Consider the following 24,907-nt stretch of genomic DNA (forward strand, 5'->3'; position numbering starts at 1 on the left):
CGGGCTTCCTTTCCTAGATCGGACGCGCTTCGAGCAGGGCCCAGCCGCGGGACGCGGGGGTGTTGACCAGCTCGAAACCGGACGCGGTGAACAGCGCCTGCCACTCGCGGAGGTCGCGCTCCTTGCCGCCGAAGAGCACCAGCATGTCGATGTCGATGATCTTGGCGTGGTCCCACTGGTTGCGGGGCGGCACGATCTGGTCGATCGCGATCAGGCGGGAGTCGGCGTCGCCGATCGCCGCCCGGATCCGACGCAGCAGCGTGACGCAGGTGTCGTCCGGCCAGTTGTGGACGATCGACTTCAGGATGTACGCGTCGGCGCCGGCCGGCAGCTCGTCGGTGAAGAAGTCGCCGCCGCGCACCTCGACCCGCTCGGTGACACCGTGCTCCTTGAGCAACGGTTCGGCGTCGGCCACCACCTCGGGCAGGTCGAAGAGGACGCCGGTGCCCTCGGGGTGGCGCTGGAGCATCTTGGCCAGGAAGTAACCGTTGCTGCCGCCGATGTCGGCGATCCGGCCGAACCGCTCGGGCGCCAACTCCGCCGCGAACCGGTCGGCGAGCCGCCGGCTCCAGTGCGCCATGAAGCCCTCGAAGAACCGGTTGGCCTCCGGGTGGGCCTGCAGGTAGTCGTAGAAGCCCATGCCGAAGACCTTGTTGAAGGCCGGCTCGCCGGTCCGGACACTGTGCAGGATCTCCGCGTACGGGAGGCGGTTGAAGTCGGCGCCGCTGAACTGCACCATCGGCCGCAGCCCGCCGATCCGGGCCGACGTCAGCCCCTCGCCGAGCGGCGTCAGCGCGAACGACCCGTCCTCCTGCTCGTCGAAGATGCCGACCGCCGCGGCGGCGCGGAGGATGCGGCGCAGCGCGTCCTCGTGTGACTCGGTCGCCGCCGCCAGTTGGGCGACCGGCACCGGCCCGTTGACGAGCAGGTCGGCGACGCCCAGCTCGGTGACCACGTAGATCACGTTGGCGATCTGTTTGGCGCTTCCCAGCACCGCGATCTGCCGTTCACGCAGGTCAAGTGCCTGCTGCTCGTCGAAGTTGGCGACGGCGGCGAGGCTGGCGTCGGTCATCGTCCATTCCTTTCGTCGGTCACGACCATGGCCGCGTTGAACCCGCCGTAGCCCCTGGCGAGCACGAGCGCCGCGCGTACGGGTGTCTCCCGCGCGACGTCGCGTACCAGGTCGAGTCGCATGCCCTCGGCCGGCTGGCGGATGTTGGTGGTGGGCGGGATGACGCCGTGTCGGATCGACAACAGCGCGGAGACCAGGTCGAGCGCCGCCCCGCCCGAGTAGAGCCGGCCGGTCATCGTCTTGGGCGCGGTCACCGGCACCCCTCGGGGGCCGAAGACGGCGCTGATCGCCTCGGCCTCGACGCGGTCGAGCTCCGCGACCCCGGCGCCGTCGGCGAAGACGACGTCGATGTCGGCTGGCGTGAGACCGGCGTCGGACACTGCCATCTCGGCCGCCCGACGCAGACCCGGCGGGCGGCCGGAGCCGGGCCGGGGGTCGAACGTCGCGCCGTACCCGGCGATCACCCCGTAGACGGCGGCTCCGCGCCGGGCCGCCGCGTCCGCGTCCTCCAGCACGAGGATCGCCCCGCCCTCGCCGGGCACGTAACCCGACGCGTTGGCATCGAACGGCAGGAACGCCGTGGCCGGATCCCGCCCGGTGCTGAGCAGGCCGTTGGCGAGCTGGGCCGTCCAACCCCACGGGCAGAGCGACGCGTCGACCCCACCGGTCATCACGAGCTGCACGCCCTTGCGCACCTGTCGCCGGGCCTGCGCCACCGCGTCGAGCCCACCCGCCTGCTCGGTGACGAGCACCCCGGTCGGCCCCCGCATCCCGTGACGGATCGAGATCTGACCGGTGTTGACGGCGTAGAACCAGGCGAACGACTGGTAGGCGCTGACGTGCTCGGAGCCCTTGCTCCAGAGCTTCTCCAGCTCACGGTGGCCGAACTCGAAACCACCCGACGCGCTGGCCGTGACCACACCCATGCCGAACTCGGGCAGCGCCGACGGGTCGACGGACGCGTCGGCCAGGGCCCACTGCGCCGCCGTCAGCGACAACCGCGTCATGTGATCGGTCTGCGCCATCAACCGGCTCGGGATGTGCTCGGCCGCCTCGTATCCGGGAACCTCGCCGGCCAGCTGCGCCGGGTAACCCGAGGGGTCGAAACGGCTGATCGGCCCGATGCCACCCACCCCGGCGACGGTGGCCGCCCAGAAGGCGTCGCGTCCCAACCCGTTGGGCGCGGCCACCCCGACTCCGGTGACGACAGTGGTCATGCCACACGCGCCAGGAGCATCGCGCTCTGGAAGCCGCCGAACCCGCTGCCCACGCTCAACACCACGTCGGTCTGCTGCTCGCGCGCGGTCAGCGGCACGTAGTCGAGGTCGCACTCCGGATCGCGTTCGTGCAGGTTGGCTGTCGGCGGCACCACGCCGTGCTTGATCGCCAGGGCCGACGCCGCGATCTCGATGGAGCCGATCGCACCGAGCGAGTGGCCGATCATCGACTTGATCGAGCTGACCGGCGTGCGGTACGCGTGGTCGCCGAGGCTCCGTTTGAACGCCGCCGTCTCGTGCCGGTCGTTCTGCTTCGTACCCGAGCCGTGCGCGTTGATGTAGTCGACGGCGTCGCCGGACAGCCGGGCGTCGGCGAGCGCGACCCGGATCGCCTCGGCCATCTCCCGTCCGTCGGGTCGCAGGCCGGTCATGTGGAACGCGTTGGAGCGCGAGGCGAACCCGACCAGCTCGGCGTAGACCTGCGCACCCCGTCGGCGGGCGTGCTCCAACTCTTCGAGGACGAACATCGCCGAACCCTCACCGAGCACGAAGCCGTCGCGGCTGTTGTCGAAGGGCCGCGACGCGTGCGTCGGGTCGTCGTTGCGGGCCGTGGTCGCCTTGATGGCGTCGAAACAGGCCACCGTGATCGGCGAGATCGGGGCGTCGGTCGCGCCGGCGATCATCACGTCGGCCGAGCCCTCGCGGATCAACTCCCGGGCGTGACCGACGGAGTCGAGACCGGACGTGCAGCCGGTGGAGATCACCGTCGCCGGACCTTCCGCGCCGACCGACCACGCCACCTCCCGGGCGAACGAGCTCGGCACCAGGTAGTCGTAGAGGTGCGGAGTGGCGTACCGGTGGTCGGTCAGCCATTTCCGGCCGCCGTCGCTGACCACGACGTACTCCTCTTCGAGGCTCATCGTGGCCCCGACCGCCGTGCCGACGCTGACCCCGACCCGGGTCGGGTCGGCGGCCTCGAAGCCGCTGTCGGCGAGCGCCTCGCGGGTGCAGACCACTGCCATCTGCGCGGCCCGGTCCATCCGGCGGACCTCCTGCGGCGACAGGCCCTCGGCGACCGGGTCGAAGTCGGCCTCCGCGGCCACCCGCGACCGGAACGGGGTCGCATCGAAGAACGACAGGGTACGGGTGGCCGTACGGCCAGCGGTCAACAGTTCCCAGAACGCCTTGGTGCCCAGTCCGCCGGGGGCGATGACGCCTGTCCCGGTGATGACCACCCGACGGTCGGATGTGCTCGTCATGGAAGACCTCCTGGCCGCGATGTCCGTGTGAAAGCTAGGGACGGCCGGTCGAACGGCGCTGGAGCGTCGGTCGAGGGCCTGTCACGAGGCCCTGGCGAGCCCCGGGCGCAGTGGCCCGCCGGCGGCCAACACCTCCCGCTGGAGCCGCTGGAGGTCAGGCGAAGGGTCCAGGCCCAACTCCTCACTGAGCACCCGGCGCAGGTGGTGGTACGCCTGCAACGCCTCGCCACGGCGTCCGGACCGGCTGAGCGCCACGATGAGCTGGCGGTGGAACCACTCGTTGAGCGGGTACGTGCCCACCAGATAGCGCAGCTCGCCGATCAGCTCGCGGTGCCGGCCGAGCGTGATGTCGGCCTGGATGCGCAGCTCCAACGCCCGGATCCACTGCTCCTGCAGGTGGATCGCGTGCGCCTCAAGCGCCGGCCCGAACGTCACGTTGGCGCCCACCGGCCCCGTCCACATGGCCAGCGCCCGCCGCAGCACCTCGGCGCCCTCCTCGGGGCGGTCCGACTCGATGTGCGTACGGCCCTGGTCGAGCAACGTCTCGAACACCTCGGCGTCGAGTTGACCCGGCTCCACCCGCAACAGGTAGCCGCGGGCGCGGCTCTCCAGCACGGTCCGGTCCGGGGTCTCTATGCCCTCTTTCGCGAAGAGCTTGCGCAGGTGGTAGATGTAGGTCTGCACAGTGGTGACAGCGCTCCGCGCCGGATCGTCACCCCACAGCTCCCGGATGATCGAGTCGACCAGCACGACCCGGTTGGCCCGCATCACCAGTAGCGCCAACACGGTCCGCACCTTCGGCGGCGTCGGCGTGCAGATCCGGCCCTCGTGGATCACTTCCAGCGACCCGAGGATCTCGTACCTGACCACAGTGGTTCCCCCATTTCGCAGAGCACTCGTCGAGACGCTCTCAAGCTATGGAGGTGGCGGAGTGGGTCGGAACGACCGCGCGTAGCGACATCGCGGGTTCTTCCGAGGATCGATGCGTGTCGAAAGTTGTACGGCGGATACCCCTTTGATCGCTCGATGCTTCCTCCAGGCAACCTCCACCGCAGGAGGGAAGACTCGCCGGGCCCGCACGCTCCCTGGGTTAGGAGTCACACATGTCGCGCCGCCTCTTCACCTCCGAGTCGGTCACCGAAGGTCACCCCGACAAGATCGCCGATCAGATCAGCGACGGCATCCTCGACGCGCTACTGGCGCAGGACCCGCACAGCCGGGTCGCCGTCGAGAGCCTGATCACCACCGGTCAGGTCCACGTCGCGGGCGAGGTCACCACGCAGGCCTACGCCGACATCCCGCGCATCGTGCGGGAAACCGTCCTGGGTATCGGCTACGACTCGTCGAAGAAGGGCTTCGACGGCGGCTCCTGCGGCGTCAGCATCTCGATCGGCGCCCAGTCCCCCGACATCGCGCAGGGCGTCGACACGGCGATCGAGCTGCGCGACGGCTCGTCCGGCGGCGGGCTCGACGCCCAGGGCGCCGGCGACCAGGGCATGATGTTCGGCTTCGCCTGCTCGGAGACGCCGGAGCTGATGCCGCTGCCGATCGCGCTGGCCCACCGGCTGGCCCGTCGCCTGGCCGCCGTCCGCAAGGACGGGACGGTGCCCTACCTGCGGCCCGACGGCAAGACCCAGGTCACCGTCGAGTACGACGGCCTGCGCCCGGTACGGCTCGACACCATCGTCGTCTCCACGCAGCACGCGGCCCACATCTCCCTCGACGAACTGCTCACCCCCGACATCCGCGACCACGTGATCACGCCGGAGTTGGAGGCGCTCGACCTCGACACCGAGGGCTACCGGCTGCTCGTCAACCCCACCGGCCGGTTCGAGATCGGTGGCCCGATGGGCGACGCGGGCCTGACCGGACGAAAGATCATCGTCGACACCTACGGCGGGTACGCCCGCCACGGTGGCGGCGCGTTCTCGGGGAAGGACCCGTCGAAGGTCGACCGGTCGGCGGCGTACGCGATGCGGTGGGTGGCGAAGAACGTGGTCGCCGCTGGCCTGGCGGAACGGTGTGAGGCGCAGGTGGCCTACGCGATCGGCAAGGCCCACCCGGTGAGCCTGTTCGTGGAGACGTTCGGTACGGAGACGGTGCCGCTCGACCGGATCGAGAAGGCGATCGGTGAGGTCTTCGACCTGCGCCCCGCGGCGATCATCCGGGACCTGGACCTGCTCCGCCCGATCTACCAGCAGACGGCGGCCTACGGTCACTTCGGCCGGGAACTCCCGGACCTGACCTGGGAACGCACGGACCGCGCCGCGGACCTCAAGGCCGCCTGTTGAGGGATTTCCCCGGTCACTAGCGCGACGGCCGACGAGGGCGCGGCACCAACCGGTCGTGTGGCAGCGTCACCAGTGACGCTGCCACCGCCTTGTTGACCGCGTCGATGCGGGAGACCGCGCCCAGCTTGGCGAAGATGCGACGCAGGTGGCTCTTCACAGTGGCCTCGGTCAGGTCGAGCCGGCGCGCGATCTGGGCGTTGGTCATCGCCTCGGCCGCGAGTTGGAGGATCTCCAACTCGACGGCGGACAGCATGGCGGACTCCGCGCTCTGCACCTGCACCAGGCTCTGGCCGGAGACCGAGAGCAGCACCGAGCCGCTGCGGTCCCGCGCCTTGTGGATCGCGGCCACCAGCTCCTCACGACCCACGCTCTTGAGCAGGTAGGCGCGCACCCCGGCGGCGATCAGACGGCGCAGCAGGTCGGGGCTGTCGTACATGCTGAGGATGACGACGGCGCTGTCGGGCGACACCTCCCGGATGCGGCGCACCGTGACCACCGGGTCGTCACCGGGGATCTCCACGTCGAGCAACACCACGTCGGGGCGCTCGGACGCCGCCTTGGCGACCGCGGTGGCGGAGTCGCCCGCCTCGTCGACCACGTCGAGGTCGGCGTGGACCTCGAGCACCCAGCGCAACCCCTCGCGGACGAGAGCATGGTCGTCGACTATCAGGATGGTGGTGGCGCCGGTGGGAGACCCGTCGTCGGACCGCGTCAACCTAACCCCCAGACCCCGTCCCCCGCCGCCAACGTGCCCATGATGTCGCACCGTATCGCGGGCGTGTGACGCCGCAGCTATCGTGGCGCCCTCCCGACACGAAGAACGCCACGATCGCCGCGCGACTCTGTCAGTCTCGGATGGACAGACGGACCAACTCACCGATGCCGAGGCCCTTGTTGGCGATGTAGAAGCTGCCGTCGCCGGCGATGGCGAACGACATCGGGGAGTCGAGACCGGTGCTCGCCAACTCCCGGTGGCTACCGTCGCGCTCCACCCGGATCAACGCACCGGTGGAGTCTCCCGAGCTGAGCCCGTTCTTCGCGATCTCCAGCACGACCAGCCGGCCCCGCTTGTCGAACGCGAGATCGATGATGTTGGTGAAGCCGGTCGCGTAGATCGTCGGCTCCTGCCCCGGCACCAGACGCCACACCCGCGCGCCGCCGTTCGGGAACGGGTGCCCGGTCAACTGTCCGATGTAGAGCGCGCCGTCCGGCCCCTTGGCGATGGTCACCGGCACGAACTGGATCGGCGTCGTCGAGCCGGGCGGCAGACCCCACTCCGGCGGCGCCGGAACCTGCTCCTGCGGCCAGACGTGTTCGGTGGTGACCACGCCGCGCCTGTCGATCCGGAGCACGTCGTTGGCGGCCGCGTCGAGCGCGTAGATGTCACGCCCGTCGGCGACGACGGCGTAGGGCTGGCTCTCCGGGATGACGCCGTCGGGGTTGTGCTGCCCCTCGTAGGCGGAGAGGTCGCCGAGGACCGACCAGCGGTGCTTCCCCTCCACCCGCAGGATCGTTCCCATCGCGGCTCCGGCCGCACCGAGCAGGTCGCGCGAGACCGGGTCGGTGCTGTAGCCCATCGCCACCAGCAGTTTGCCCTGCCGATCGAAGGCCAGGTCGTGCGCCCCGTAGACGGAGAAGCCGGCGCCGGTGCTGCGCAGCGACGGCAGGCCCGTCACGACCCGCTTCTGCCAGCCGTGACGGACCGCCGTGATCGCACCGGTCGAGCCGTAGCAGAGGTTGGTGCCGAACGTGCCGGGGATGCAGACGTCGTCGCCGCCGAGGCCGGCCTCGGCGACGAGGACGGTGCCGGCGCGGTCGATGGCGACACCGCGGGGGTTGTCGAGGTTGCGGGCGACAACTGTCAGTCGCCCGGTGGTCGAGGTGGCCGCTGTGGCGGGCGCGGCAATGCCGGCCACCAGTACCAGCGGCACGGCCAGCGACAGCGTTCGTCGCATCGCGTCGAGCATGGGTTCTCCTCAGCAAGAGGGGTTCGGATGCGTTCGACGCTGCCGGCGTTGCCTCGAGGCCCGGTGGAGGGAGGCTCGACAGGCCCGCCTACTCCGGCTGATTCGGGGTGCCACGCCCCAGCTCGTAGGGGGAGTTCACGCCCTCGTAGGCGAGGTGCATGACCATGCCGTTGGCCGCGTGGTCGAGGTTGTGGCAGTGGTCCATCCAGAGCCCCGGATTGTCCGCCTTGAAGCCGATCTCGTAGATCTCACCGGGGATGATGTCGAGACTGTCGATCCACCACGGCGACCCGGTCGCGGCGACCCCGTTGCGGGACAACACCAACGCGTGATGGCCGTGCAGGTGCATCGGATGGTTCTGGTGGCTGCGGTTGACGATCCGCACCTTGACCACGTCGCCCATCCGGACCATCAGCGTCGGCGTGTGCGGGAAGCTGTGCCCGTTGATGATCGGCACGAGGTGGAGGCCGCCGTTGTAGAAGGACAACCGGTCGTCGAGGAGCTGGGTGAACGAGCGGTCGTACGACGAGCCCGTGTCGAAGGGCCGCGAGCCGCCGGAGCCGTACGAGAGCGGGTCGAACGGGTCGCCGTCGTCGACGATCTTCGGCGTCGAGGTGTCACCGGGAGGCGCCAGGACCAGCCCGGCGTCGCGGTTGGCGAGGTCGGTCAGCCGCACCGCGCCCGCCGGCATCGTGAAGGTCACGTCGTAGCGTCCACCGGTCGCCAACCCGAATCTCGGGTTGGTCAGCGGGGTCGGACCGTTGACGTCGACGCCGTCGATCGCGGCGACCCGCACCGGCGTGCCGTTGACCGTCAACGACCGTGGGCGGCTGTCGGTCGACGGGTTGTTGTCGGTGTTGATCAGGCGCAGTCGCACCGGTGTGCCCGGCGCGATCTCCTGCCGATGCACTGTGTCGCTGGTGCCGAACGAGACGATGTTGTCGTCCGGCGTACGCCACTCGTGTGCCATCACCACGACGTCGCGCTCGCCCGGCGGTGGGCCGTCGCGCGGCTCGACGATCAGCGCGCCGAACAGTCCCCTCCGGATCGCCTCAAGGGGGTTCTGGTGGGTGTGGTACCAGAACGTGCCGACCTGCTCGGCGAGGAACCGGTAGGTGAAGGTGCCGCCCGGCTCCACCGCGTTCTGCGTCGCGCCGGCGACGCCGTCCTCACCGTTGGGCACGTCGAGCCCGTGCCAGTGGATGGTCACGTTCTCGTCGGGAATCTCGTTGTGCAGCGTCACCTCGACCAGGTCGCCCTCACGGACCCGCAGCTCCGGCCCGGGCGACTGCCCGTTGTACGTCAGGGCGTCGATCTCGGTGCCCGACGACAGCCGTACCGTGGCGTTCTTCGCGGTCAGGGTGAAGGCCTTGTTGGGCTTGCCGGTCCGCGGCCCCCGCAGGTCGTCGACGGAGACCCCGCCGTGACCGCCGTGACCGAACGACGGGCCACCGCCGTAGTCGACGTTGTCGTGGGACATCATGCTCATCCGGTCGGGCAGCCTGCTGCTCTGCGCCACGTAGGTGATGCCGGCGGCCACGACGAGCACCACGACGGCGGCCTGCGCGGTGGCACGCAGGGCGCCGGCCCGCCGGCCACGGCGCGCGAAGTCGGTGGCGGTGACAACCCGCAGACGGTGCCCCTGCCAGAGCCACAGCACCACCACCGACAACAGGATCGGCGCCGCGTGGGTCGCGATGTCGTCGAGGTAGGAGGGGACCGGACGGGACACGTACGCGAAGTAGACGCCGACGACAGTCGCCACAGCCGTCACCTGGACCGGCACCACGAATCTGGGGTTGGCGACGGCGGCGCGCGTCTCGGCGTCGATCGGTGCGTCGTCGCGGTTGGCCAGGGCGCGCAGGCCCGGCACGGTCCACACGGCGACGGCAAGCATCGGCAGCAGCAGGAGCGGCATCTGCACGATCACCCGGTTGTCCGCGAAGATCCAGTCCACGGCGAGCATCAGCCCGATCGCGACGCACTTGAGGACCAGCACCACCAGCGCGGCGACGAGCAGGCGCAGCAGCCGACGGGCGCTGGTCCGCAGCGCCGCGGGCGTCGGCCGCCAGGCCAACCGCGTGGCGAGGATCGCCGCGGGCAGCCAGATCAGGAACAGGACCCCGGCCAGGATCCCGTCGGCGTTCTCTCCGACCTCAAACATGACGCCAACATACGGAGCGGGCGGACCACCCGACATCCGTTGACGAACGGCCGGGGGGTACGGCGATCACCGTAGCCGCAAGCCGCTGCGAAACAGCTGCCGTAGTCAGCTAGCTGCCCGGCGCGACGAGCCCGGTCTGGTAGGCGAGCACGACGAGTTGCGCCCGGTCGCGGACGCGGAGCTTCACCATGGCCCGGTGCACATGGGTACGGGCCGTGGCGGGGCTCATCGACAGCCGGCGCCCGATCTCCTCGTTCGTCAGCCCACTGGCCACCAGGCTCATCACCTCGCGCTCGCGGTCGGTCAACACCGCCAGCCGGCCACCGTCGACCGGCGCCGGGGCGACCTTGCTGACGAACGCGCTCACCAGCCGGCTCGTCACCCGCGGCGAGATCAGCATGTCGCCGCCAGCCACCACCCGGACCGCCTGACGCAGCTCGTCGGGCTCGATGTCCTTGAGCAGGAACCCGCTCGCGCCGGCCCGCAGCGCCTCGAAGACGTACTCGTCGAGCTCGAAGGTGGTCAGGACGATGACCCGCACGGCCGGAAACCGCTCGACGATCGCGGCCGTGGCCTTCACCCCGTCGAGCACGGGCATCCGCACGTCCATCAGCACGATGTCGGGCCGGGTCGCGGCGACCATCTCGACGGCCTGGGCGCCGTTGGACGCCTCACCGACCACCTCCAGGTCGTCGCTGTGGTCGAGCAGGCCCCGGAAGCCGGCCCGCACGAGCGTCTGGTCGTCCGCCAGCACCATCCGGATCGTCACGCTGTCTCCTCCACCTCGACCGGCAGCCGCGCTGCCACTCGGAACCCCCCGCCCTCCGGCCGGGGGCCGGCATCGAGGGATCCGCCCGCGGCCGTGGCCCGTTCCCGCATGCCGGCCACCCCGTGCCCCCGCCGGCTCGCCGCGGCCCCGACCCCGTCGTCGACGACCTCGACCGTTACGGCGTCACCGGCGTAGGTGATGGTGACGTCGACAGTGGTCGCCTCGGCGTGCTTGACCGTGTTGGTGATCGACTCCTGCACGATCCGGTAGACCGAGAGCGCCACCTCCGGCGGGATGGGGCGCGGGATGCCGGCGACCCCCGAGCGCACCTTCACGCCGGCCTGCTCGGCGACCGCGAAGACGCGAGCCAGATCGGGCACCTCCCCGGCGTCGCGGAGCATGCCGATCGCCGAGCGGACCTCGTGCATCGCGTCGCGCGCCGCGCCCCGGATGCTCCGCAGCGCGGCCCGCGCCTCGGCCGGCTTGCTGTCGAAGATGTCGTCGGCGAGGCTCGCCTGCACGCTGATCGCGGCGATCGTGTGGCCGAGCACGTCGTGGACCTCGCGGGCGATGCGGAGCCGCTCCTGGGCCACCTCGTGCTGACGCTCCTGGCGCATCACGGCGAGGCGCTGCTGTGCCTCGGCCAGCCGGATCCGGCGGGTGCGGATCGTCTCGGCGAGCAGCACCACGGCCGCGAGCAGCGAGCCCTCTTCGAGGGTCGCCGACAGGGCGGGGAAGAAGCCCTCGCCGAGCAGCGTGTAACGCATGATCAGCTCAAGGACGACGAAGAACCCGGCGACGACGAGCGCCCAGGTGAACCGGCCGGCGGCCGCGACGGAGAAGAGGGCGGCGGCCAGCGGGAGGGCGGGCGGGATGCCCGGGTACTCGAGCGCGTAGTAGATCATCAGTGCGGTGACCGAACCGACGAGCACCAGCAGCGGCCAGCGGCGCCGGAAGACCAGCAGCAGCCCGATCACCGCGCCGATCGCGTAGGCGCGGGCGTCCGGCGGCCGGGCGCCGGGCTCGTCGGCGACGCGGATCGCCACCGCCACGACGGCCGCGACGACGACCGCGATGAGGGCATCGATCGCGATCCGTCGGATGGCCGGGGTCATGTCCGCAACGGTACGACGCGCGCACGGTCCGTTAACGCGGGCCCCTTCCTAACCGGAATCCGTCAGCAAGGGGCCCGTGCCCCTTCAGCCGCGACGGAGGGTCAACAGGGTCTGCCCGGTGGGGATCACCGTGCTGCCGTCCACCCGGAGCCCGGCCTTCTCGCCCAGTTCGGCGTACTCGCGCCAGGTCCTCGCCTTGCCGGCCATCAGCGAGAGCAGGCGCAGGTCCATCTGGGTGATGAACATCAGCCGGGCCGGGTCCTCGGGGAAGTTGTCGTTCTCGTCCTTCACCAGGATCTGCACGATCAGCACCTTCCCGGTCGTGCCGATCGCGTCCGCCGCCCGCTGGAGGATCTTCTCGGCGGCGCTGTCGTTCCAGTCGTGCAGCACGTTCGACAGGATGTAGATGTCGGCGCCGGCCGGGAGCGGGTCGAAGATGCTCCCGCTGACCACCTCCGCGCGGTCGGCGATGCCCGCCGCCTCGAACCGGGCCCGGCCCTGCTCGACGACGCCCGGCAGGTCGACCACGGTGCCGCGCAGGTGCGGTTGGGCCTTGAGGATCTCGGTGAGCAGGGCGCCGGTGCCGCCGCCGACGTCGACGACGTGGTTGACGGTGCTCCAGTCGTAGCCCTGGACGACCTGGTCGAAGTAGCTCGCGTGGGTGGCCATCAGCGCGCCGAACGACGTGGCCCGGTCGGGGTTGGTGGCCAGGTCGTCCCAGAACTCGATGCCGTAACGCACCGGGTACGCCGCGTCGCCGGTGCGGATCGAGTGGGTCAGCGAGCTGAACGTGCCCTCGATCCGGCCGGCCATCGAGTCGACGTCGAGCCAGGGGCGCTGGGCGGCGGGGTGGTCGGTCTTGAGGAACTCGGCCGCTTCCGTCAGGGCGTACACCCGGGGTTCGGTCTCCTTGAAGACGCCGCGCACGGAGAGGTAGCGCAGCAGCCGGTGCAGCGCGTCGGGGTTGGCCTTCGTCGCCGCGGCGAGCTCGTCGAGCGTGGTGGTGCCCGCGGCGATCAGGTCGGCGAGGCCGAGCGTCGCCGCGGCCCGCACTGCCCACGGCGTGATCGTGTCGGTCAGCGAGTAGAGATTGACCCGATTTTCCGTCATGGCGGCGAGCTTCGACGATGGCGCTCGAGACCGGCTCGAAACCACGTCGATCGACCCGTTCTCCAGTCAGGTTCGAGTGGGCGGGCGCAGGCTGCGCCTGTCACGGCCGCCATGCGAAGGGGACACGATGGGCGCCAGCCACCAGGAGCGCGGAGCGATCGAGGTCATTCAGGACCTCATGCAGCAGAAGTGGGTCTACGAGCTGTTCGGCGAGATCGGCGCGCGCCAGGGTGCCTCGGCCGCGCACGTCGAGCAACTGCGGGCGGTCGACGCCGCCGCGCACGTGTTCTGGCCGTTCCAGGCGCCGCCCTTTCCGATCATCGCGGCCACCGCGAGCGGTTCGACGTTGACCGACGTCGACGGCAACGACTACCTCGACTGTCACATGGGGTACGGGGCTCAGGCGCTGCACGGTCACAACCCGGCCCCGGTCGTCGACTTCGTCCGCGAGCGCCTCGGCAAGGGCACCGGCAACGGCTACACCAACGAGCTGGAGCTGGAGCTCGCGACGCTGCTGCGGGAGATCCTCCCGCACAACGAGAAGTTCGCCTTCCAACACTCGGGTACGGGTGCCACCCAGTCGGCGATCCGGCTCTGCCGTGCGTTCACCGGGCGGCGGATGGTCGCCAAGTTCGAGGGCACCCTGCACGGGTCCCACGACCTGGCCGTCCACAACACCGCACCCTGGTATCACGGGCATCCGGCGGTGCCGTTCCCGGAGATCGGCAAGGACGGCATCCCGCTGGTCTCGGCGTTCGCCGGTGTCACCCCGGCGGAGCCGCGCGACCTGCTGATCCTGCCCAACGACACCGCGCTCGCCGTGGAATTGATCGAGCGCCACGCGGGCGAGTTGGCCTGCATCCTCGCCGAGCCGGCCGCTTCGTCGTTCCCGTTCGAGGAGACGACGATCCCGATGATCCGTGAGGTGGCGGTGGCCGCCCGGCGGCTCGGGGTGCCGTTCATCCTGGACGAGGTGCTGACGGGTTTCCGGTCAGGGATCGGCGGCGCCGCGCAGAAGTTCGACATTCCGACCGACCTCGTCACCTACGGCAAGGTGATCAGCGGGCTCGGGCTGCCGCTGTCGGCGATCGGCGGTCGGGCCGACATCCTCGACATCTCGCAGACCAGCGGGCAGTCGTGGACCGACTTCGGCCAGAAGACCGGTCTGCAGGGCAGCCACACCGGCAACTACCTGTCGGTGGCGGCGTCGCTGGCCACGCTCCAGTTGCTCCGGGACAAGGGGCCCGCCTACTACACGGACCTCAGCGCCAGGATCGACCGGGTCCAGGCGCGGCTGGCCGCGTTCCGGGCGGCCGAGGGGATTCCGCTGCGGATGGTGGGGTTCGGCGACTACATCGGGTGTTTCCAGTTCCTCCCGGAGGACTCCTACACCGACTACCGGGTCTACTCGCGGGCGCTCAACCCCGCGACGTTCATCCTCACGCTGCTGTTGCGCAAGCGCGGCATCTACACGCTCGGCATGCCGATGTTCTTCGCCGGCGGCGCGCACAGCGACGCCGACGTCGACCGGCTGACCGACGCCGTGCTGGAGAGCACGCTGGAGCTGCGCGCCAACGACTTCCCCTTCGGCCTGGCGTGGCCGGCGACGTCCCAATGGGGTTCGGGTTCCACCGAGTGGGGCTCGGGTTCCTCCGACTGGTCGTAACCGCACCCTGCGTCACCGGGCCCGGGTCAGTTTCTGACCCGGGCCCTCCTCATGTGCCGTACAGGTCATACGCAAATAGCCGTACTTGACTAATCGTACGCGACGGCGTGTAGTCGGAAGGTGGGTCCGCTGTCGACCCCCGTCCGACTTCAGGAGGAACGCGATGACGGAGAGCTGGACCGACGAACACAGCGCCGCGCCACCCAATCCGCGCCGATGGCTGATCCTGGCCGTCGTTCTGGCCGGGGCGTTCATGATCCTGCTGGCCACGACGATCGTCAATGTCGCGGTCGCCCCGATCCAGCGCGACCTCCGCTCGACCTACACGGCGATGGAGTGGGTCATCGCCGGCTACGCGCTCGGATACGGCCTGCTACTCATCCCCGCCGGCCGGATCGGCGACCGCTTCGGCCACCGCAAGCTGTTCCTCATCGGCGTCGCGGGGTTCACGCTCGCGTCGGCGGCGTCGGCGCTCGCGGCCACACCCAACCAGCTGATCGCCTTCCAGGTGGTGCAGGGCATGATGGCCGGCATCCTCAACCCGCCGGTGCTGGCGCTCATCCAGACCACGTTTCCGGCAAAGGAGACGGGTAAGGCCTACGGGATCTACGGCGCGATCGGCGGCATCGCGACCGCCAGCGGCCCACTCCTCGGTGGCCTGCTGATCGCGTGGGACCTCGGCGGCTGGGACTGGCGGCCGGTGTTCCTGCTCAACGTGCCGATCGGCCTGGCCACGTTCGTCGCCGCGCTGATCCTGGTGCCCGAGTCGCGAGGCCGCCGCGGCGGGCTCGACGTGATCGGCATGCTGCTCGTCTCGGCCGCCGTCCTGCTGCTGGCCGTTCCGCTGGTCGAGGGCCAGCGCCTGGGTTGGCCGGCCTGGACGTTCGTCTCGATGGCAGCAGCGCTGCCCGCGCTGGCCGCCTTCGCGGCATGGGAGTTGCGCCGCGCCCGGCGCGCCCAGGTTCCGCTGGTGAGCATGCGCCTGTTCGCCCACCGCTCGTTCTCCGCCGGCGTCGGCATCAGCCTCTGCTACTTCGCGGGCTTCATCGGCCTGCTCTTCGCACTCTCGCTGCACCTGCAGATCGGTCTGGAGAAGTCCGCCCTGACGACCGGCCTGATCCTGCTGCCGTTCTCGTTCGGCACGCTCGTCGGCGCGGCCATCTCCGACAACGTCGCCCGTGCCCTCGGCCGGGGCGTCCTGATGCTGGGCGCGGGCATCGTGATCGTGGGCATGGTGGGCATCATCGCCACGATCCACTGGTGGGGCTCCGGCCTCGAACTGCTGCCGGCCCTGCTCCTCGCCGGCTTCGGCTCGGGCCTGGTGATCGCGCCGAGCGTCGAGATCGTGCTGGCCGGCGTGCCCTGGCAGGACGCGGGAGCGGCCAGTGGCGTGCTCGGCACCGCCCAGCGTCTCGGCCAGGCCGTCGGCGTCGCGGTGGCGGGCGTGGTCCTCTTCGGAACGCTCGGCTCCTACTCGGCCACGGCCGCGGAGAAGGCCAGCCCGGAGCTTCAGGCATCGCTTGTCGCCGCAGGGCTGCCACCGGCGGAGGCGAGCGCGGCGACGACCGCCTTCGCCGACTGCTTCATCCGCCAGTCCCGCGCGTCGGATCCGACGGCCACGCCGCCCGGCTGTGCGGACTCGGCGCCGGGTCCGGTCGGCGCGGCCTTCGACAGCGCTGCCTCATCGGCGCTGGAGACCAACTTCAACCGGGCGGTCCAGTTCACGGTGGGCGCCGTCCTGGTCGGCGTGATCCTCACGTTCCTTCTCGTCTACCTGCTGCCGCGCCGGCCCGAAGAGCCCTGGGCCGAGGCGAGCAAGCCCGACTGGAACGTGACCACCACCCGGCAGCCCGCTCGGTGACGTGCCGCCAGCCCCGGCCCCGCAGATGCCCCCGGGGCCGGGGCTGGCACCGTCACGACGTGGTCATCGACGTCGGTTGGTTGGCCATCAGCTCGGGCAGTTGGTCGAGCAGCTCGTCGTGCCAGGCGAGTTCGGTACGGAGTCGGAGCTCGGTATGACGGAAGGTCGTCCACTCCAGACCACGGATGTGTGGCGCCGCGATCTCCCGGAGCGCCAGCCACGAGTCGAGCTGCGCGGCGAGGGCCTGCCGCCGCGCCACGATGATGGCCCGGAGCGCGTCTTCGCCGAGGTCGATCACATTTTGCAGGGCCAGGTCGACCGGGTCGTGGCGGAGCTTGGTGTCACGCAACGCCTCGTCGCGGTGGTCGATCAGCTCCGCCGCGCCGGCCGCGGTGAGCGCGTAGATCGTGCGGGCGGGCCGGTTGCCCTCCTGCTCGGTCCGGACCGCCTCGATGACGCCCTCGACCTGCATCCGGTGCAGCGCGCCGTAGAGCGACCCCGGTTTGACGTCGCTCCACAGCTCGGTACGGTCGACCTGGGCCGCCCGGCGGATCTGGTGCCCATGCATGGGGCCGCCACGCGCGAGCGCTCCGAGCACGAACAGGCGAGTGCTATTCACGGCATTAGTCCAACACGAGTGCCCGTTTGCGGGCAAGTTGCGCAGAGCAATCCTTGAGTAACCTGCTATCCGCCGTGAAACGTCGGGTCGACGCACAGCCTCGGCAGGACGATCAGCGAAGCCGCGATGGCCCGGTTGACCGCGTCGATGCGCGACACCGCACCGAGTTTGGCGAAGATGTTGCGCAGGTGGCGCTTGACCGTCGCCTCCGACAGGCAGAGCCGCCCGGCGATCTGGGCGTTGCTCATCGCCTGACCGACCAACTGCAGCACCTCGCGCTCACGGTCCGACAGTGTGCTGTGCACCGGCCCCTGCACCTGGGTCAGGCTCTCGCGCGACACCGCCAGCATCACCGGAGCGTCATCGGCGCGGGCGCGGCGAATCGCCGCCACCAACTCCTGGCGCGTCGAGTTCTTCAGCAGGTAGCCGCAGATGCCAAGGGTCAACAACTCACGCAGCAGCGTCGGACCGTCGAACATGCTGAGGATGATGACCCGGCTCGCCGGGGCGACATCACGGATCCGGCGCACCGTCGTGGTCACCCCGTCGCCGGGGATCTGCACGTCGAGCAGCACGATGTCGGGCTGGCGGACGCGGATCTCGTTGACCGCCGCACAGCTGTCGCCGGCCTCGCCGACGACAACGAGATCGCGCTGGGCGTCGAGGATCTCCCGGAGGCCGTCGCGAACCACGACGTGATCGTCGACGAGCACGATGCGGGTCGGCTCGACCATCGTCGCGGTCACCGGCCGGCCCCCGCCCCGACGGCGAGCAGCGGCACGACGAGTTCGACGGACACGCCCTGGCGGCCCGCCGCTCGCACCGCGAGGCGACCGCCCACGGCGGCCGCGCGCTCAGCCATCGCGCGCAGGCCGGAACCGTCGCGCTCCGCGGCGAGGTCGAAGCCCACCCCGTCGTCGACGACAGTCGCCCGCAGCTCGTGCGGGGTGATGTCGACGACCGCATGGATCACTCGGGCACCGGCGTGGGCGACCGCGTTGCGCAACGCTTCGCGGACGACCAGGAACACCTCGTCGAGCACCTCGGGCGGCACCCACGACTCGTCGCCGTTGATCTCGGTGTGCAGACGCGTCTCGCCCGTCTCGACCGTCGACAGGAAGTTGGCGAGCGCCTCGTCGAGGGACCCGAGCGGCTGGGAGAGGCGAAGATCGGCGATGAGCACCCGCAGGTAGCCGACCGCGTCGTGGAGCGACTCCCGGGCGATGACCACCCGGCGGTCGACGTCGCCTCCGTGTCGTTCCTGGGCGAGCTCGTGCGCCTCCAGGTTGCGGTACGCCGCGCTGAGGCTGTGGCCCAGTCGGTCGTGCAACTCGCGCGCGATCAGCGAGCGTTCCGCGATCTGCGCCTGGTGGACCTCGTTCATCAGGCCGGCGGCGTAGCGCGAACTCGCGTCGAGCAGCCGGGTCAGTGTCGTGCGGGTGAGCGCGTCGGCGACCAGGGCCAGGATCGCGCCCTGGTCGGGCCGGCCACACAACTGCTCCAGCGCGTCGGCCAGCAGGATGTCGGCCAGCGCGACGACAGCGCGGAAGCACTCGCGTGGGTGAAGGTCGACGCCCTCGGCGGGCGCCGTCGGCGGCGGTGCCGACAGCGGGTCGGTCGTCTCGCGACCAATCTCGACGACCGTCTCCCGGACCAGGACGTCGGCCTGCGTCGTGTAACTGTCGACCAGGTCAGCGACCCCGCCGAGATCGTCAGTCGCAGCGGCGAGACGCTGACGGTAGGCGGCGAGAATCGGTTGACGCCTGCGTTCGAGAACCTCGGCAGCGGTCCTCCGCAGCGCATCGTTTCCATACACCATCGCGGATCCCCCGGTGTGTGCCCTTGTTGCTCCCCAGGTGCGGGCACGAACGGCTCTCCCCAGCGCCGGCTGCCCGCCGTGTCGCCCGGCTCCCCCGTGCGCGGACGACAAAGCACTCAGATCGGATCGGCCTTCTACGAGTTGTCACGGCCGACTACTCGCACGAGTCTACGGTCTCACCGCACACCGTTGGAAGGATCGAAGCTTAGCTTTTGGTAGTCACACCAAAACTTAAGGTGAAATCCACGCTTCGCCGCTATCAGCTTTCGACGCCGCGTTGAGGGACCTCCGCGACAGTTCCCCCGAGACCTCGACCCATCAGGAGCGGAGCGACCAATGGTGAGCAGACGCAACGTCATGAAGGCCGGCGCCACCGCGGGCGCAGCCGCGCTGGTCACGACCACCGCGGCGGCAGCGGCGCGCGGATCCACCCCGCCCGCGACGCCGGCCCACGGCGCCCACACCGGTCACGGGGGGACGGCGCACGTCGCGGCCGCCGCCGCCCCGTTCACTGTCCGGATGCCGATACCGCCCGTGCAGCAGCCGATCGCCTCGGTAGGCAACACCGACTTCTACGTCGTTTCCACCCGTAAGGCTCAGGCCGAGATCCTGCCCGGGACGCGTACCGAGGTGTTGACCTATGACGGGCTGTTCCCCGGCCCGACGTTCCGGGTCAAGACGGGCCGGCTCGCGGTCATCGCCCACAGCAACCACCTCGACATGCCGACCGCGGTACACGTGCACGGAGGCCAGACCCCGTCGAGCAGCGACGGGTTCCCGACCGATGTGCTCGACCCGGGCAGGAGCCGGATCTACAGCTATCCCAACAAGCAGCGGGCCGCCACGCTCTGGTACCACGACCACGCCCATCACATGGAGGCGGAGCACGTGTTCCGCGGGCTCGCCGGCTTCTTCCTGATCGACGACCCGGCCCAGGCCGACCTCCGGCTGCCGTCCGGCAACTACGACGTCCCGATCATGTTGCGCGACGCGCGGTTCGCCGACGACGCGAGCCTGGTCTTCGAGCACGACGACTTTCAGTTCCGCAACACGATCCTCGCCAACGGCAAGCCGCAGCCCTACTTCCAGGTGGCCGCCCGCAAGTACCGGCTGCGCTTCGTCAACGCGTCGAACCTCCGCACGTTCACCCTGCGGCTCGGCAACGACGCCGAGGTCACCCAGATCGCGAGCGACGGCGGGCTGCTCGCCGGGCCGACGCCGATCCGCTCGTGGAGCCTGACGCCCGGCGAGCGGATCGAGATCGTCGTCGACTTCGGCGCGTTCCCGGTCGGCAGCCGGGTCTTCCTCGACGACGCGGTGGCCGGGCCGGTGCTGCGCTTCGACGTCAACCGAACCGCCACCGACACCAGCCGGGTGCCCGACCGGCTGAGCACCATTCCCGCGCTGCCGGCGGCCACGAAGGAACGGGCGTTCACGCTCAACCTCAACCCGGCGACCGGCCAGTTCCTCATCAACGGGCAGCAGTTCGACGCCGACCGGGTCGACACCGAGATCAAACGCAACACCACCGAGGTGTGGACGGTGACCAACGGCGACACGCTCTTCGGCATCCCCCACAACTTCCACCCGCACCTGGTCCAGTTCCGGGTGCTCAGCCGCAACGGTCAGCCGCCCGCCCCGGGCGAGGCCGGGCTGAAGGACACCATCTCGGTGGGGCCGGGTGAGACTGTCCGGCTCCAGGCGACATTCGGGCCGTACCTTGGCCGGTATGTCTACCATTGCCACATGATCGACCATTCCGCGAGTGGGATGATGGCACAGATGAAGATCGTTCCCTGACCCTGAGAAAGGTTTCTTGTGCCCTCTGCAGAGAAGACTGTGCAGATCGGACGGACTCCCGAGGTCGTCTTCGCCTTCCTCGCCCGGGGCGAGAACGACGCACGCTGGCGTCCCAACGTGCTCGACGTCGCTCGAGTCTCGGGCGAAGGGGTCGGCGCTCGCTACCGACAGGGGCTCAAGGGCCCCGGCGGGAGCCGCATCCCGGCCGACTACGAGGTGACCGGGTTCGAGCCGGGACGGCGACTGGCCTTCCAGGCCACCGGCAGTGTGGTACGCACCCAGGGCGAGTACACGCTCACGCCCGCCGACGGCGGCGGGACGAAACTCACGCTGAAGTTGGCGTGGCAGCCGAGCGGGCTGTCGCGCTTCCTCGGGCCGGTCGTCGGCAGGACCTTCGAGGAGGAGATCGCCGCCCTCGACGCCCTGCGCGACCTGCTGGAGAGCGAAGCGTGAGCCGGTAGTCCTGGCGGCAGCCGCCAACGGATGTCGGGCCCGGAGCCGGTCGGCTCCGGGCCCTCATCCTGCCCTCGATCAGGGGCTGGTGCAGGTGACGCTGCTGGGTGCGGTGGCCCCGTTACCGGTGGCGGTGAAGCCGAAGTTGGTCGAGGCGTTCGGACCCACAGTGCCGTTGTAGGGGGCGTTCCGGACGGTGACACTGCCGGTGGTGCCCGTGTTGACGCCGCTCCACAGGCTGCTGATGGCCTGACCACTGGCCAGGGTCAGGCCCACGGTCCACCCGGTCAGGGCAGCCGTGGAGTTGTTGGCCACTGTCACCTCGGCCTGGTAGCCGCCGGGCCAGGTGTTCAACGTCCGGTAGGTGGCAGTGCAGGTGCCCGGCTCGCCGGTGGGCGGCGGAGTCGTCGGCGGCGGGTCGGTGGGCGGCGGGTCGGTCGGCGGCGGGGTGGTCGGCGGCGTGGTCGACTCGAACTGGCTGAAGAACCTCCAGATCTCACCCGAGGTCCAGGTCCGCGAGTCGTTGGGGCTGCCCGACCCGTCGACCGGGCTGGGGGTGTGATCCCCGTCGAACGCCGCCCACTGCACCGGGTAGCCGGCCCGGCAACCCGAGTAGGCGGTGGTGATGTGGGTGAGGCTGCCCCGACTCGGCTCGCGCGGACTCTGCGCGGTGCACCCGTTGTTCCGGACGAACGTGTCGCGCAGTTGTCGGCCCTGCGAGATGTTCAGCACGCTGTCGTAGATGCCATGGATGCCGAAGTAGGCGACGGGTTGGGTGCCCCCGTTGCAACCGCTGAGGTTGGCACCGGAGATCACGGTGACCGCGCGGATGACGGTGGGCCGGGCGCAGGCCACCGCGTAACTCATCGCCCCGCCGTAGCTCCAGCCCAGGGCGAAGCGCTGGGTGGTGTCCACGCAGAGGTCGTTCTCGATCTGCCGGGAGATGTCGTCGAAGAGGGTCAGGTCCCGACCGTTGGTGTTGGCCCAGCCGGCGTTGATGCCCTGCGGGGCGACGAAGATCGCGCTGTTGTTCGACAACGGCTGGAGGCCGTAGTAGCCGGCCGAGGTGACGTTGTTCGCCGAGCCGTTCAACCAGTGGAAGCCGAAGATCAGACGGTACGGGCGGTTCCGGTCGTACCCGTCCGGGATCCGCAGGTTGTACGTACGGCTCTGTCCGCTGCTCTGGATCGTCCGGGTCCCGCTGGCGAGTGTGGGGGCCTTGCCGCAGCCGGCGGTCGCCGCGAGGGTGCCGTTGGTGGCGGCAACTGCCGTCGCACCGAGGCCGCCGCTCAACACGCCGCCGGTGGTGGCCGCGAGGAGAAGCGCCGCGGCCGCGATGGATGGGAGGAAGAACCTACGTCTCAGCATTGTCTGGGCTCCTTGCCGTTCGGCGTCTCGTGCTCGTGGCTCGGCGGCGGCACCGGGGGTGTGCGGCCGCCACCCGTCGAGGCCGGGGCTGCCTACGGTGGAGCGTCGGAAGCTGGGCATGCGGCCGGCGCGACATCGTCCGACGACCAACAGTGGTCGCCTGGCATCGACGGGGCCCGGACTGGTCACCGACCGGGAGGCGGGAGGGGAGTGCCCTCGGCGCGTCTTCGCCGGCTGGCTCGGGTGACCGGGAGCGTGCCCTTCACTCCCGGATGAAAGATAGCATGTTATCGATAACACACCGAGCGGTTCGTGGCGCTCGGGCTCACGTCCCGAACGGCCGGGACGCCCACTCGGCGGCCACTTCCCGCAGGTCACCGGTGCGGAAGAGCGGCGGCTCGTGCAGCAGGAAGTCACGGTGGCTGATGTTCCAGGCGTACGCGCCGGCCATGGCGAAGGCCAGCACGTCGCCCACGCCGATCGGCCCGGCGGTGCTGGAGAAGGACAGCACGTCCTTCGGGGTGCAGAGCTGCCCGACCACGGTGACCGGCCCGCCATCGGTACGGGGACCGGCGGCACCGAGCCGCGGGTGCACGGTGAACGGCTGCGCGTGCCCCTTCGCGGCCGGTGTCCGCAGGTGGTGCGTCCCGCCGGCCACCACCACGAACCACTCGCCGTAGGAGCGCTTCACGTCGATGACCTCGGTCAGGTACGCCCCGCAGTGGGCGGTGACCGACCGGCCCGGCTCGATGCGCAAGCGCACTCCCGGATAGCTGTCCAGGACGTCCGCCAGGGCCCGGCCGTAGCCCTCCCAGTCGAACCGCGCGTCGGGGTCGGTGTAGTCGACTGTCATGCCGCCGCCGACGTCGACCTCGGCGGCGTCGACCTCGGCCACCGCCCAGTCGACCACCGCGGCGGCAACCGTCGCGGCGAGCGGTGCGTCCAACCCACTGGCCAGGTGGGCGTGGATTCCGCGGACGTCGATGCCGGCGGGCGGGCGGCGGGCACACCCGACGGCGTCGGCCGGGTCCATGCCGAACGGGCTGGGCCCACCGCCCATGACCAGGCTCGCGCCCGGCGCGTCGACCGGCAGGTTCACCCGCAGCAGCACCTGAGCCGACCGGCCCGTGGCGGTGGCGAGCGCGCCGAGCCGGGCCAGCTCGGTGGGCGACTCGACGTGGATGCGGTGCACCCCGGCGTCGAGCGCGGCGGCGAGGTCGGCGTCGGTCTTGCCCGGCCCGGCGTACGCGGCCGGCGCCCGTCCCGGCAGCACCTCGGCCAGCCTGCGCAGCTCGCCCCGGCTCGCGGCCTCGAACCCGTCGACGATCGGGGCGAGGGTTCGCAGCACACCGGGGTCCGGGTTGGCCTTGACCGCGTAGAGCAGCTCGACCGGCGGGGGCAGCGCCGCCCGGACGGCTCGGGCCTGCCCGGCCAGCGCGTCGAGGTCGTGGACGTAGACCGGTCGGGTCATCGTGGCCCACCCATCGGGTTCGGAACCGGCACGAACGGCGCGGCCCGGTCGGCGTCGCGCCGCCAGCGGACCAGCAGGTTCGCCTTGGCCAAGAACGGCTCCCCGTCGAGCAGCACGCGCAGCTCGGCGGGATCACCGAGGTCGGCGGCGACCGCCTCGACGACGCCCCGCAGCTCCTGCCACAGCCGCTTCTCGATTCCCGGCCGCGCGTCGGCGAGAGCCCCGCTGATCCCACCGAGATGGTTGACGAACAGGCAGTAGACGATCCGGCGGTGGGCGGCGCGGGGACCGTAACGGACCTGCGCCGGGACGCCGTCCGGCCAGGTGGCCCACCGGTCGGCGTCCAGCTTCACCCCCTCCAGGTCGCGCAGCAGCATGCGTACCGGGCGACGGTCCCGGTCGAGCACCACGACCACGTTCTGCAGGTGCGCCTCGTGCACGACGCCGTGGCTGAGCCAGCTGCGCAGCACCGCCGGCACCAGCAGGCCGACGTACGCCCGCCACCAGGCGACCGGATCCGCTGTCACCAGCGGTGCGCCGGCGAGTGCCGCCGCCAGCACCGGGGTGTCGCCGGGACGCAGGTGCGGGCGCAGACCGCTGCGCAGGATCGTCCCGTACGCCTCGTCGGGGCCGGCGACGTCGACGGTGCGGTACGCGGGCTCGGCGAGCAGCCCCACCCCGTCCGGCAGCGGCACCCGGGCCAGCAGGTCGGTCAGCGCCACCGCCCCGGTGAGTTCGTAGCGGGCGTTCTTGCGCAGGCAGTTGGTGATCCGTACGTGCAGGCTGGTCTTCACGAACAGGTCGGCCCCGGGGGCGTAGAGGGTTCGGACGCTCGCCGTCGGCCGGACCGGCACACCGGCCGCCCCCAGGTCGCGCAGCAGTGGGT

21 protein-coding genes are annotated in these 24,907 nt (G+C 70.6%); 5 read left to right on the forward strand and 16 right to left on the reverse strand.

Features of this window, described 5'->3' with window-relative positions:
• Window positions 1-13 precede the first annotated feature (13 nt).
• From KBX26_RS24605 to KBX26_RS24620, 4 genes are all read right to left on the reverse strand, one after another.
• Window positions 14-1,072 (reverse strand): methyltransferase, encoded by a 1,059-nt coding sequence (locus KBX26_RS24605; RefSeq protein ID WP_210866526.1) that lies wholly within the window; start codon window positions 1,070-1,072, stop codon window positions 14-16.
• Complete coding sequence (locus tag KBX26_RS24610) at window positions 1,069-2,289, reverse strand: ketosynthase chain-length factor (RefSeq protein WP_210866527.1); 1,221 nt, start codon at window positions 2,287-2,289, stop codon at window positions 1,069-1,071. The genes KBX26_RS24605 and KBX26_RS24610 overlap by 4 nt, the downstream gene beginning before the upstream one ends.
• Window positions 2,286-3,548, reverse strand: coding sequence for a beta-ketoacyl synthase (locus tag KBX26_RS24615; RefSeq protein ID WP_210866528.1), 1,263 nt, complete (start codon window positions 3,546-3,548; stop codon window positions 2,286-2,288). The genes KBX26_RS24610 and KBX26_RS24615 overlap by 4 nt, the downstream gene beginning before the upstream one ends.
• 81 nt (window positions 3,549-3,629) lie before the next feature.
• Window positions 3,630-4,418 (reverse strand): AfsR/SARP family transcriptional regulator, encoded by a 789-nt coding sequence (locus tag KBX26_RS24620; protein ID WP_051708209.1) that lies wholly within the window; start codon window positions 4,416-4,418, stop codon window positions 3,630-3,632.
• Between the two features lie 233 nt (window positions 4,419-4,651).
• Here KBX26_RS24620 and metK point away from each other — a divergent pair, with 233 nt between their 5' ends.
• On the forward strand, window positions 4,652-5,839 hold the full coding sequence (gene metK, locus KBX26_RS24625; protein WP_030329373.1) for a methionine adenosyltransferase: 1,188 nt from the start codon (window positions 4,652-4,654) through the stop codon (window positions 5,837-5,839).
• A gap of 16 nt (window positions 5,840-5,855) precedes the next feature.
• Here the strand turns inward: metK and KBX26_RS24630 are convergent, their stop codons facing one another.
• From KBX26_RS24630 to KBX26_RS24655, 6 genes are all read right to left on the reverse strand, one after another.
• Window positions 5,856-6,554: a response regulator transcription factor gene (locus tag KBX26_RS24630; RefSeq protein ID WP_051708210.1), complete on the reverse strand. Its 699-nt coding sequence runs from the start codon at window positions 6,552-6,554 to the stop codon at window positions 5,856-5,858.
• Window positions 6,555-6,684: 130 nt separating this feature from the next.
• Entirely contained in the window at window positions 6,685-7,806 is a 1,122-nt protein-coding gene (locus KBX26_RS24635) for a ScyD/ScyE family protein (protein ID WP_051708211.1), read from the reverse strand.
• An 88-nt stretch (window positions 7,807-7,894) separates the two neighbouring features.
• Window positions 7,895-9,970 carry a multicopper oxidase family protein gene (locus KBX26_RS24640; RefSeq protein WP_210866529.1) on the reverse strand — a complete coding sequence of 692 codons (2,076 nt, stop codon included), beginning with the start codon at window positions 9,968-9,970 and terminating at the stop codon, window positions 7,895-7,897.
• 109 nt (window positions 9,971-10,079) lie between these two features.
• Window positions 10,080-10,739 carry a response regulator transcription factor gene (locus KBX26_RS24645; RefSeq protein WP_030329380.1) on the reverse strand — a complete coding sequence of 220 codons (660 nt, stop codon included), beginning with the start codon at window positions 10,737-10,739 and terminating at the stop codon, window positions 10,080-10,082.
• Window positions 10,736-11,854, reverse strand: a complete 1,119-nt coding sequence (locus KBX26_RS24650; RefSeq protein WP_030329382.1) for a sensor histidine kinase — start codon at window positions 11,852-11,854, stop codon at window positions 10,736-10,738. The genes KBX26_RS24645 and KBX26_RS24650 overlap by 4 nt, the downstream gene beginning before the upstream one ends.
• An 84-nt stretch (window positions 11,855-11,938) precedes the next feature.
• Window positions 11,939-12,964 carry a methyltransferase gene (locus KBX26_RS24655; protein ID WP_030329384.1) on the reverse strand — a complete coding sequence of 342 codons (1,026 nt, stop codon included), beginning with the start codon at window positions 12,962-12,964 and terminating at the stop codon, window positions 11,939-11,941.
• Between the two features lie 127 nt (window positions 12,965-13,091).
• Here KBX26_RS24655 and KBX26_RS24660 point away from each other — a divergent pair, with 127 nt between their 5' ends.
• Together KBX26_RS24660 and KBX26_RS24665 are read left to right on the forward strand one after the other, a co-directional pair.
• Window positions 13,092-14,630, forward strand: coding sequence for an aminotransferase class III-fold pyridoxal phosphate-dependent enzyme (locus tag KBX26_RS24660; protein WP_210861268.1), 1,539 nt, complete (start codon window positions 13,092-13,094; stop codon window positions 14,628-14,630).
• A gap of 163 nt (window positions 14,631-14,793) precedes the next feature.
• The gene (locus KBX26_RS24665) at window positions 14,794-16,491 is read left to right on the forward strand and encodes an MFS transporter (protein ID WP_051708214.1); all 1,698 of its coding nucleotides are present in this window, start codon (window positions 14,794-14,796) and stop codon (window positions 16,489-16,491) included.
• Window positions 16,492-16,543: 52 nt separating this feature from the next.
• Here KBX26_RS24665 and KBX26_RS24670 read toward each other — a convergent pair whose 3' ends face one another.
• The 3 genes from KBX26_RS24670 to KBX26_RS24680 all read right to left on the reverse strand — a co-directional run bounded on the left by KBX26_RS24670 (window position 16,544) and on the right by KBX26_RS24680 (window position 18,929).
• Complete coding sequence (locus KBX26_RS24670; protein WP_210859445.1) at window positions 16,544-17,110, reverse strand: PadR family transcriptional regulator; 567 nt, start codon at window positions 17,108-17,110, stop codon at window positions 16,544-16,546.
• Between the two features lie 65 nt (window positions 17,111-17,175).
• A complete protein-coding gene (locus KBX26_RS24675; protein WP_245233539.1) occupies window positions 17,176-17,856 on the reverse strand; it encodes a response regulator transcription factor in 681 nt (226 codons plus the stop codon).
• Window positions 17,853-18,929 carry a sensor histidine kinase gene (locus KBX26_RS24680; protein WP_030329395.1) on the reverse strand — a complete coding sequence of 359 codons (1,077 nt, stop codon included), beginning with the start codon at window positions 18,927-18,929 and terminating at the stop codon, window positions 17,853-17,855. The genes KBX26_RS24675 and KBX26_RS24680 overlap by 4 nt, the downstream gene beginning before the upstream one ends.
• Window positions 18,930-19,265: 336 nt before the next feature.
• On the opposite strand from KBX26_RS24680, the gene KBX26_RS24685 reads away from it, so the two are divergent.
• Both KBX26_RS24685 and KBX26_RS24690 read left to right on the forward strand, forming a co-directional pair.
• Window positions 19,266-20,729 carry a multicopper oxidase family protein gene (locus KBX26_RS24685; RefSeq protein WP_210859442.1) on the forward strand — a complete coding sequence of 488 codons (1,464 nt, stop codon included), beginning with the start codon at window positions 19,266-19,268 and terminating at the stop codon, window positions 20,727-20,729.
• A gap of 18 nt (window positions 20,730-20,747) precedes the next feature.
• Entirely contained in the window at window positions 20,748-21,182 is a 435-nt protein-coding gene (locus KBX26_RS24690) for an SRPBCC family protein (protein WP_307857897.1), read from the forward strand.
• A gap of 78 nt (window positions 21,183-21,260) precedes the next feature.
• Here the strand turns inward: KBX26_RS24690 and KBX26_RS24695 are convergent, their stop codons facing one another.
• The 3 genes from KBX26_RS24695 to KBX26_RS24705 all read right to left on the reverse strand — a co-directional run.
• Window positions 21,261-22,550, reverse strand: a complete 1,290-nt coding sequence (locus KBX26_RS24695) for a cellulose binding domain-containing protein (protein ID WP_030329401.1) — start codon at window positions 22,548-22,550, stop codon at window positions 21,261-21,263.
• 325 nt (window positions 22,551-22,875) lie between these two features.
• Window positions 22,876-24,021: an alanine racemase gene (locus KBX26_RS24700; RefSeq protein WP_210866530.1), complete on the reverse strand. Its 1,146-nt coding sequence runs from the start codon at window positions 24,019-24,021 to the stop codon at window positions 22,876-22,878.
• Window positions 24,018-24,907: IucA/IucC family C-terminal-domain containing protein (locus KBX26_RS24705; protein WP_282102249.1), on the reverse strand; the 890-nt coding region annotated here is incomplete at its 5' end. The genes KBX26_RS24705 and KBX26_RS24700, both read right to left, overlap by 4 nt.

The sequence above is a fragment of the Micromonospora sp. C97 genome (genome assembly GCF_018070385.1).
In the GTDB taxonomy this organism is placed as follows: Bacteria; Actinomycetota; Actinomycetes; order Mycobacteriales; family Micromonosporaceae; genus Micromonospora; species Micromonospora parva.

Coding starts and splice junctions, on each gene's coding strand:
- KBX26_RS24605 (WP_210866526.1), bottom strand. CDS start 1,072: ATGACCGACGCCAGCCTCGCCGCCGTCGCCAACTTCGACGAGCAGCAG.
- KBX26_RS24610 (WP_210866527.1), bottom strand. CDS start 2,289: ATGACCACTGTCGTCACCGGAGTCGGGGTGGCCGCGCCCAACGGGTTG.
- KBX26_RS24615 (WP_210866528.1), bottom strand. CDS start 3,548: ATGACGAGCACATCCGACCGTCGGGTGGTCATCACCGGGACAGGCGTC.
- metK (WP_030329373.1), top strand. CDS start 4,652: ATGTCGCGCCGCCTCTTCACCTCCGAGTCGGTCACCGAAGGTCACCCC.
- KBX26_RS24635 (WP_051708211.1), bottom strand. CDS start 7,806: ATGCTCGACGCGATGCGACGAACGCTGTCGCTGGCCGTGCCGCTGGTA.
- KBX26_RS24640 (WP_210866529.1), bottom strand. CDS start 9,970: ATGTTTGAGGTCGGAGAGAACGCCGACGGGATCCTGGCCGGGGTCCTG.
- KBX26_RS24650 (WP_030329382.1), bottom strand. CDS start 11,854: ATGACCCCGGCCATCCGACGGATCGCGATCGATGCCCTCATCGCGGTC.
- KBX26_RS24655 (WP_030329384.1), bottom strand. CDS start 12,964: ATGACGGAAAATCGGGTCAATCTCTACTCGCTGACCGACACGATCACG.
- KBX26_RS24660 (WP_210861268.1), top strand. CDS start 13,092: ATGGGCGCCAGCCACCAGGAGCGCGGAGCGATCGAGGTCATTCAGGAC.
- KBX26_RS24665 (WP_051708214.1), top strand. CDS start 14,794: ATGACGGAGAGCTGGACCGACGAACACAGCGCCGCGCCACCCAATCCG.
- KBX26_RS24680 (WP_030329395.1), bottom strand. CDS start 18,929: ATGGTGTATGGAAACGATGCGCTGCGGAGGACCGCTGCCGAGGTTCTC.
- KBX26_RS24685 (WP_210859442.1), top strand. CDS start 19,266: ATGGTGAGCAGACGCAACGTCATGAAGGCCGGCGCCACCGCGGGCGCA.
- KBX26_RS24695 (WP_030329401.1), bottom strand. CDS start 22,550: ATGCTGAGACGTAGGTTCTTCCTCCCATCCATCGCGGCCGCGGCGCTT.
- KBX26_RS24700 (WP_210866530.1), bottom strand. CDS start 24,021: ATGACCCGACCGGTCTACGTCCACGACCTCGACGCGCTGGCCGGGCAG.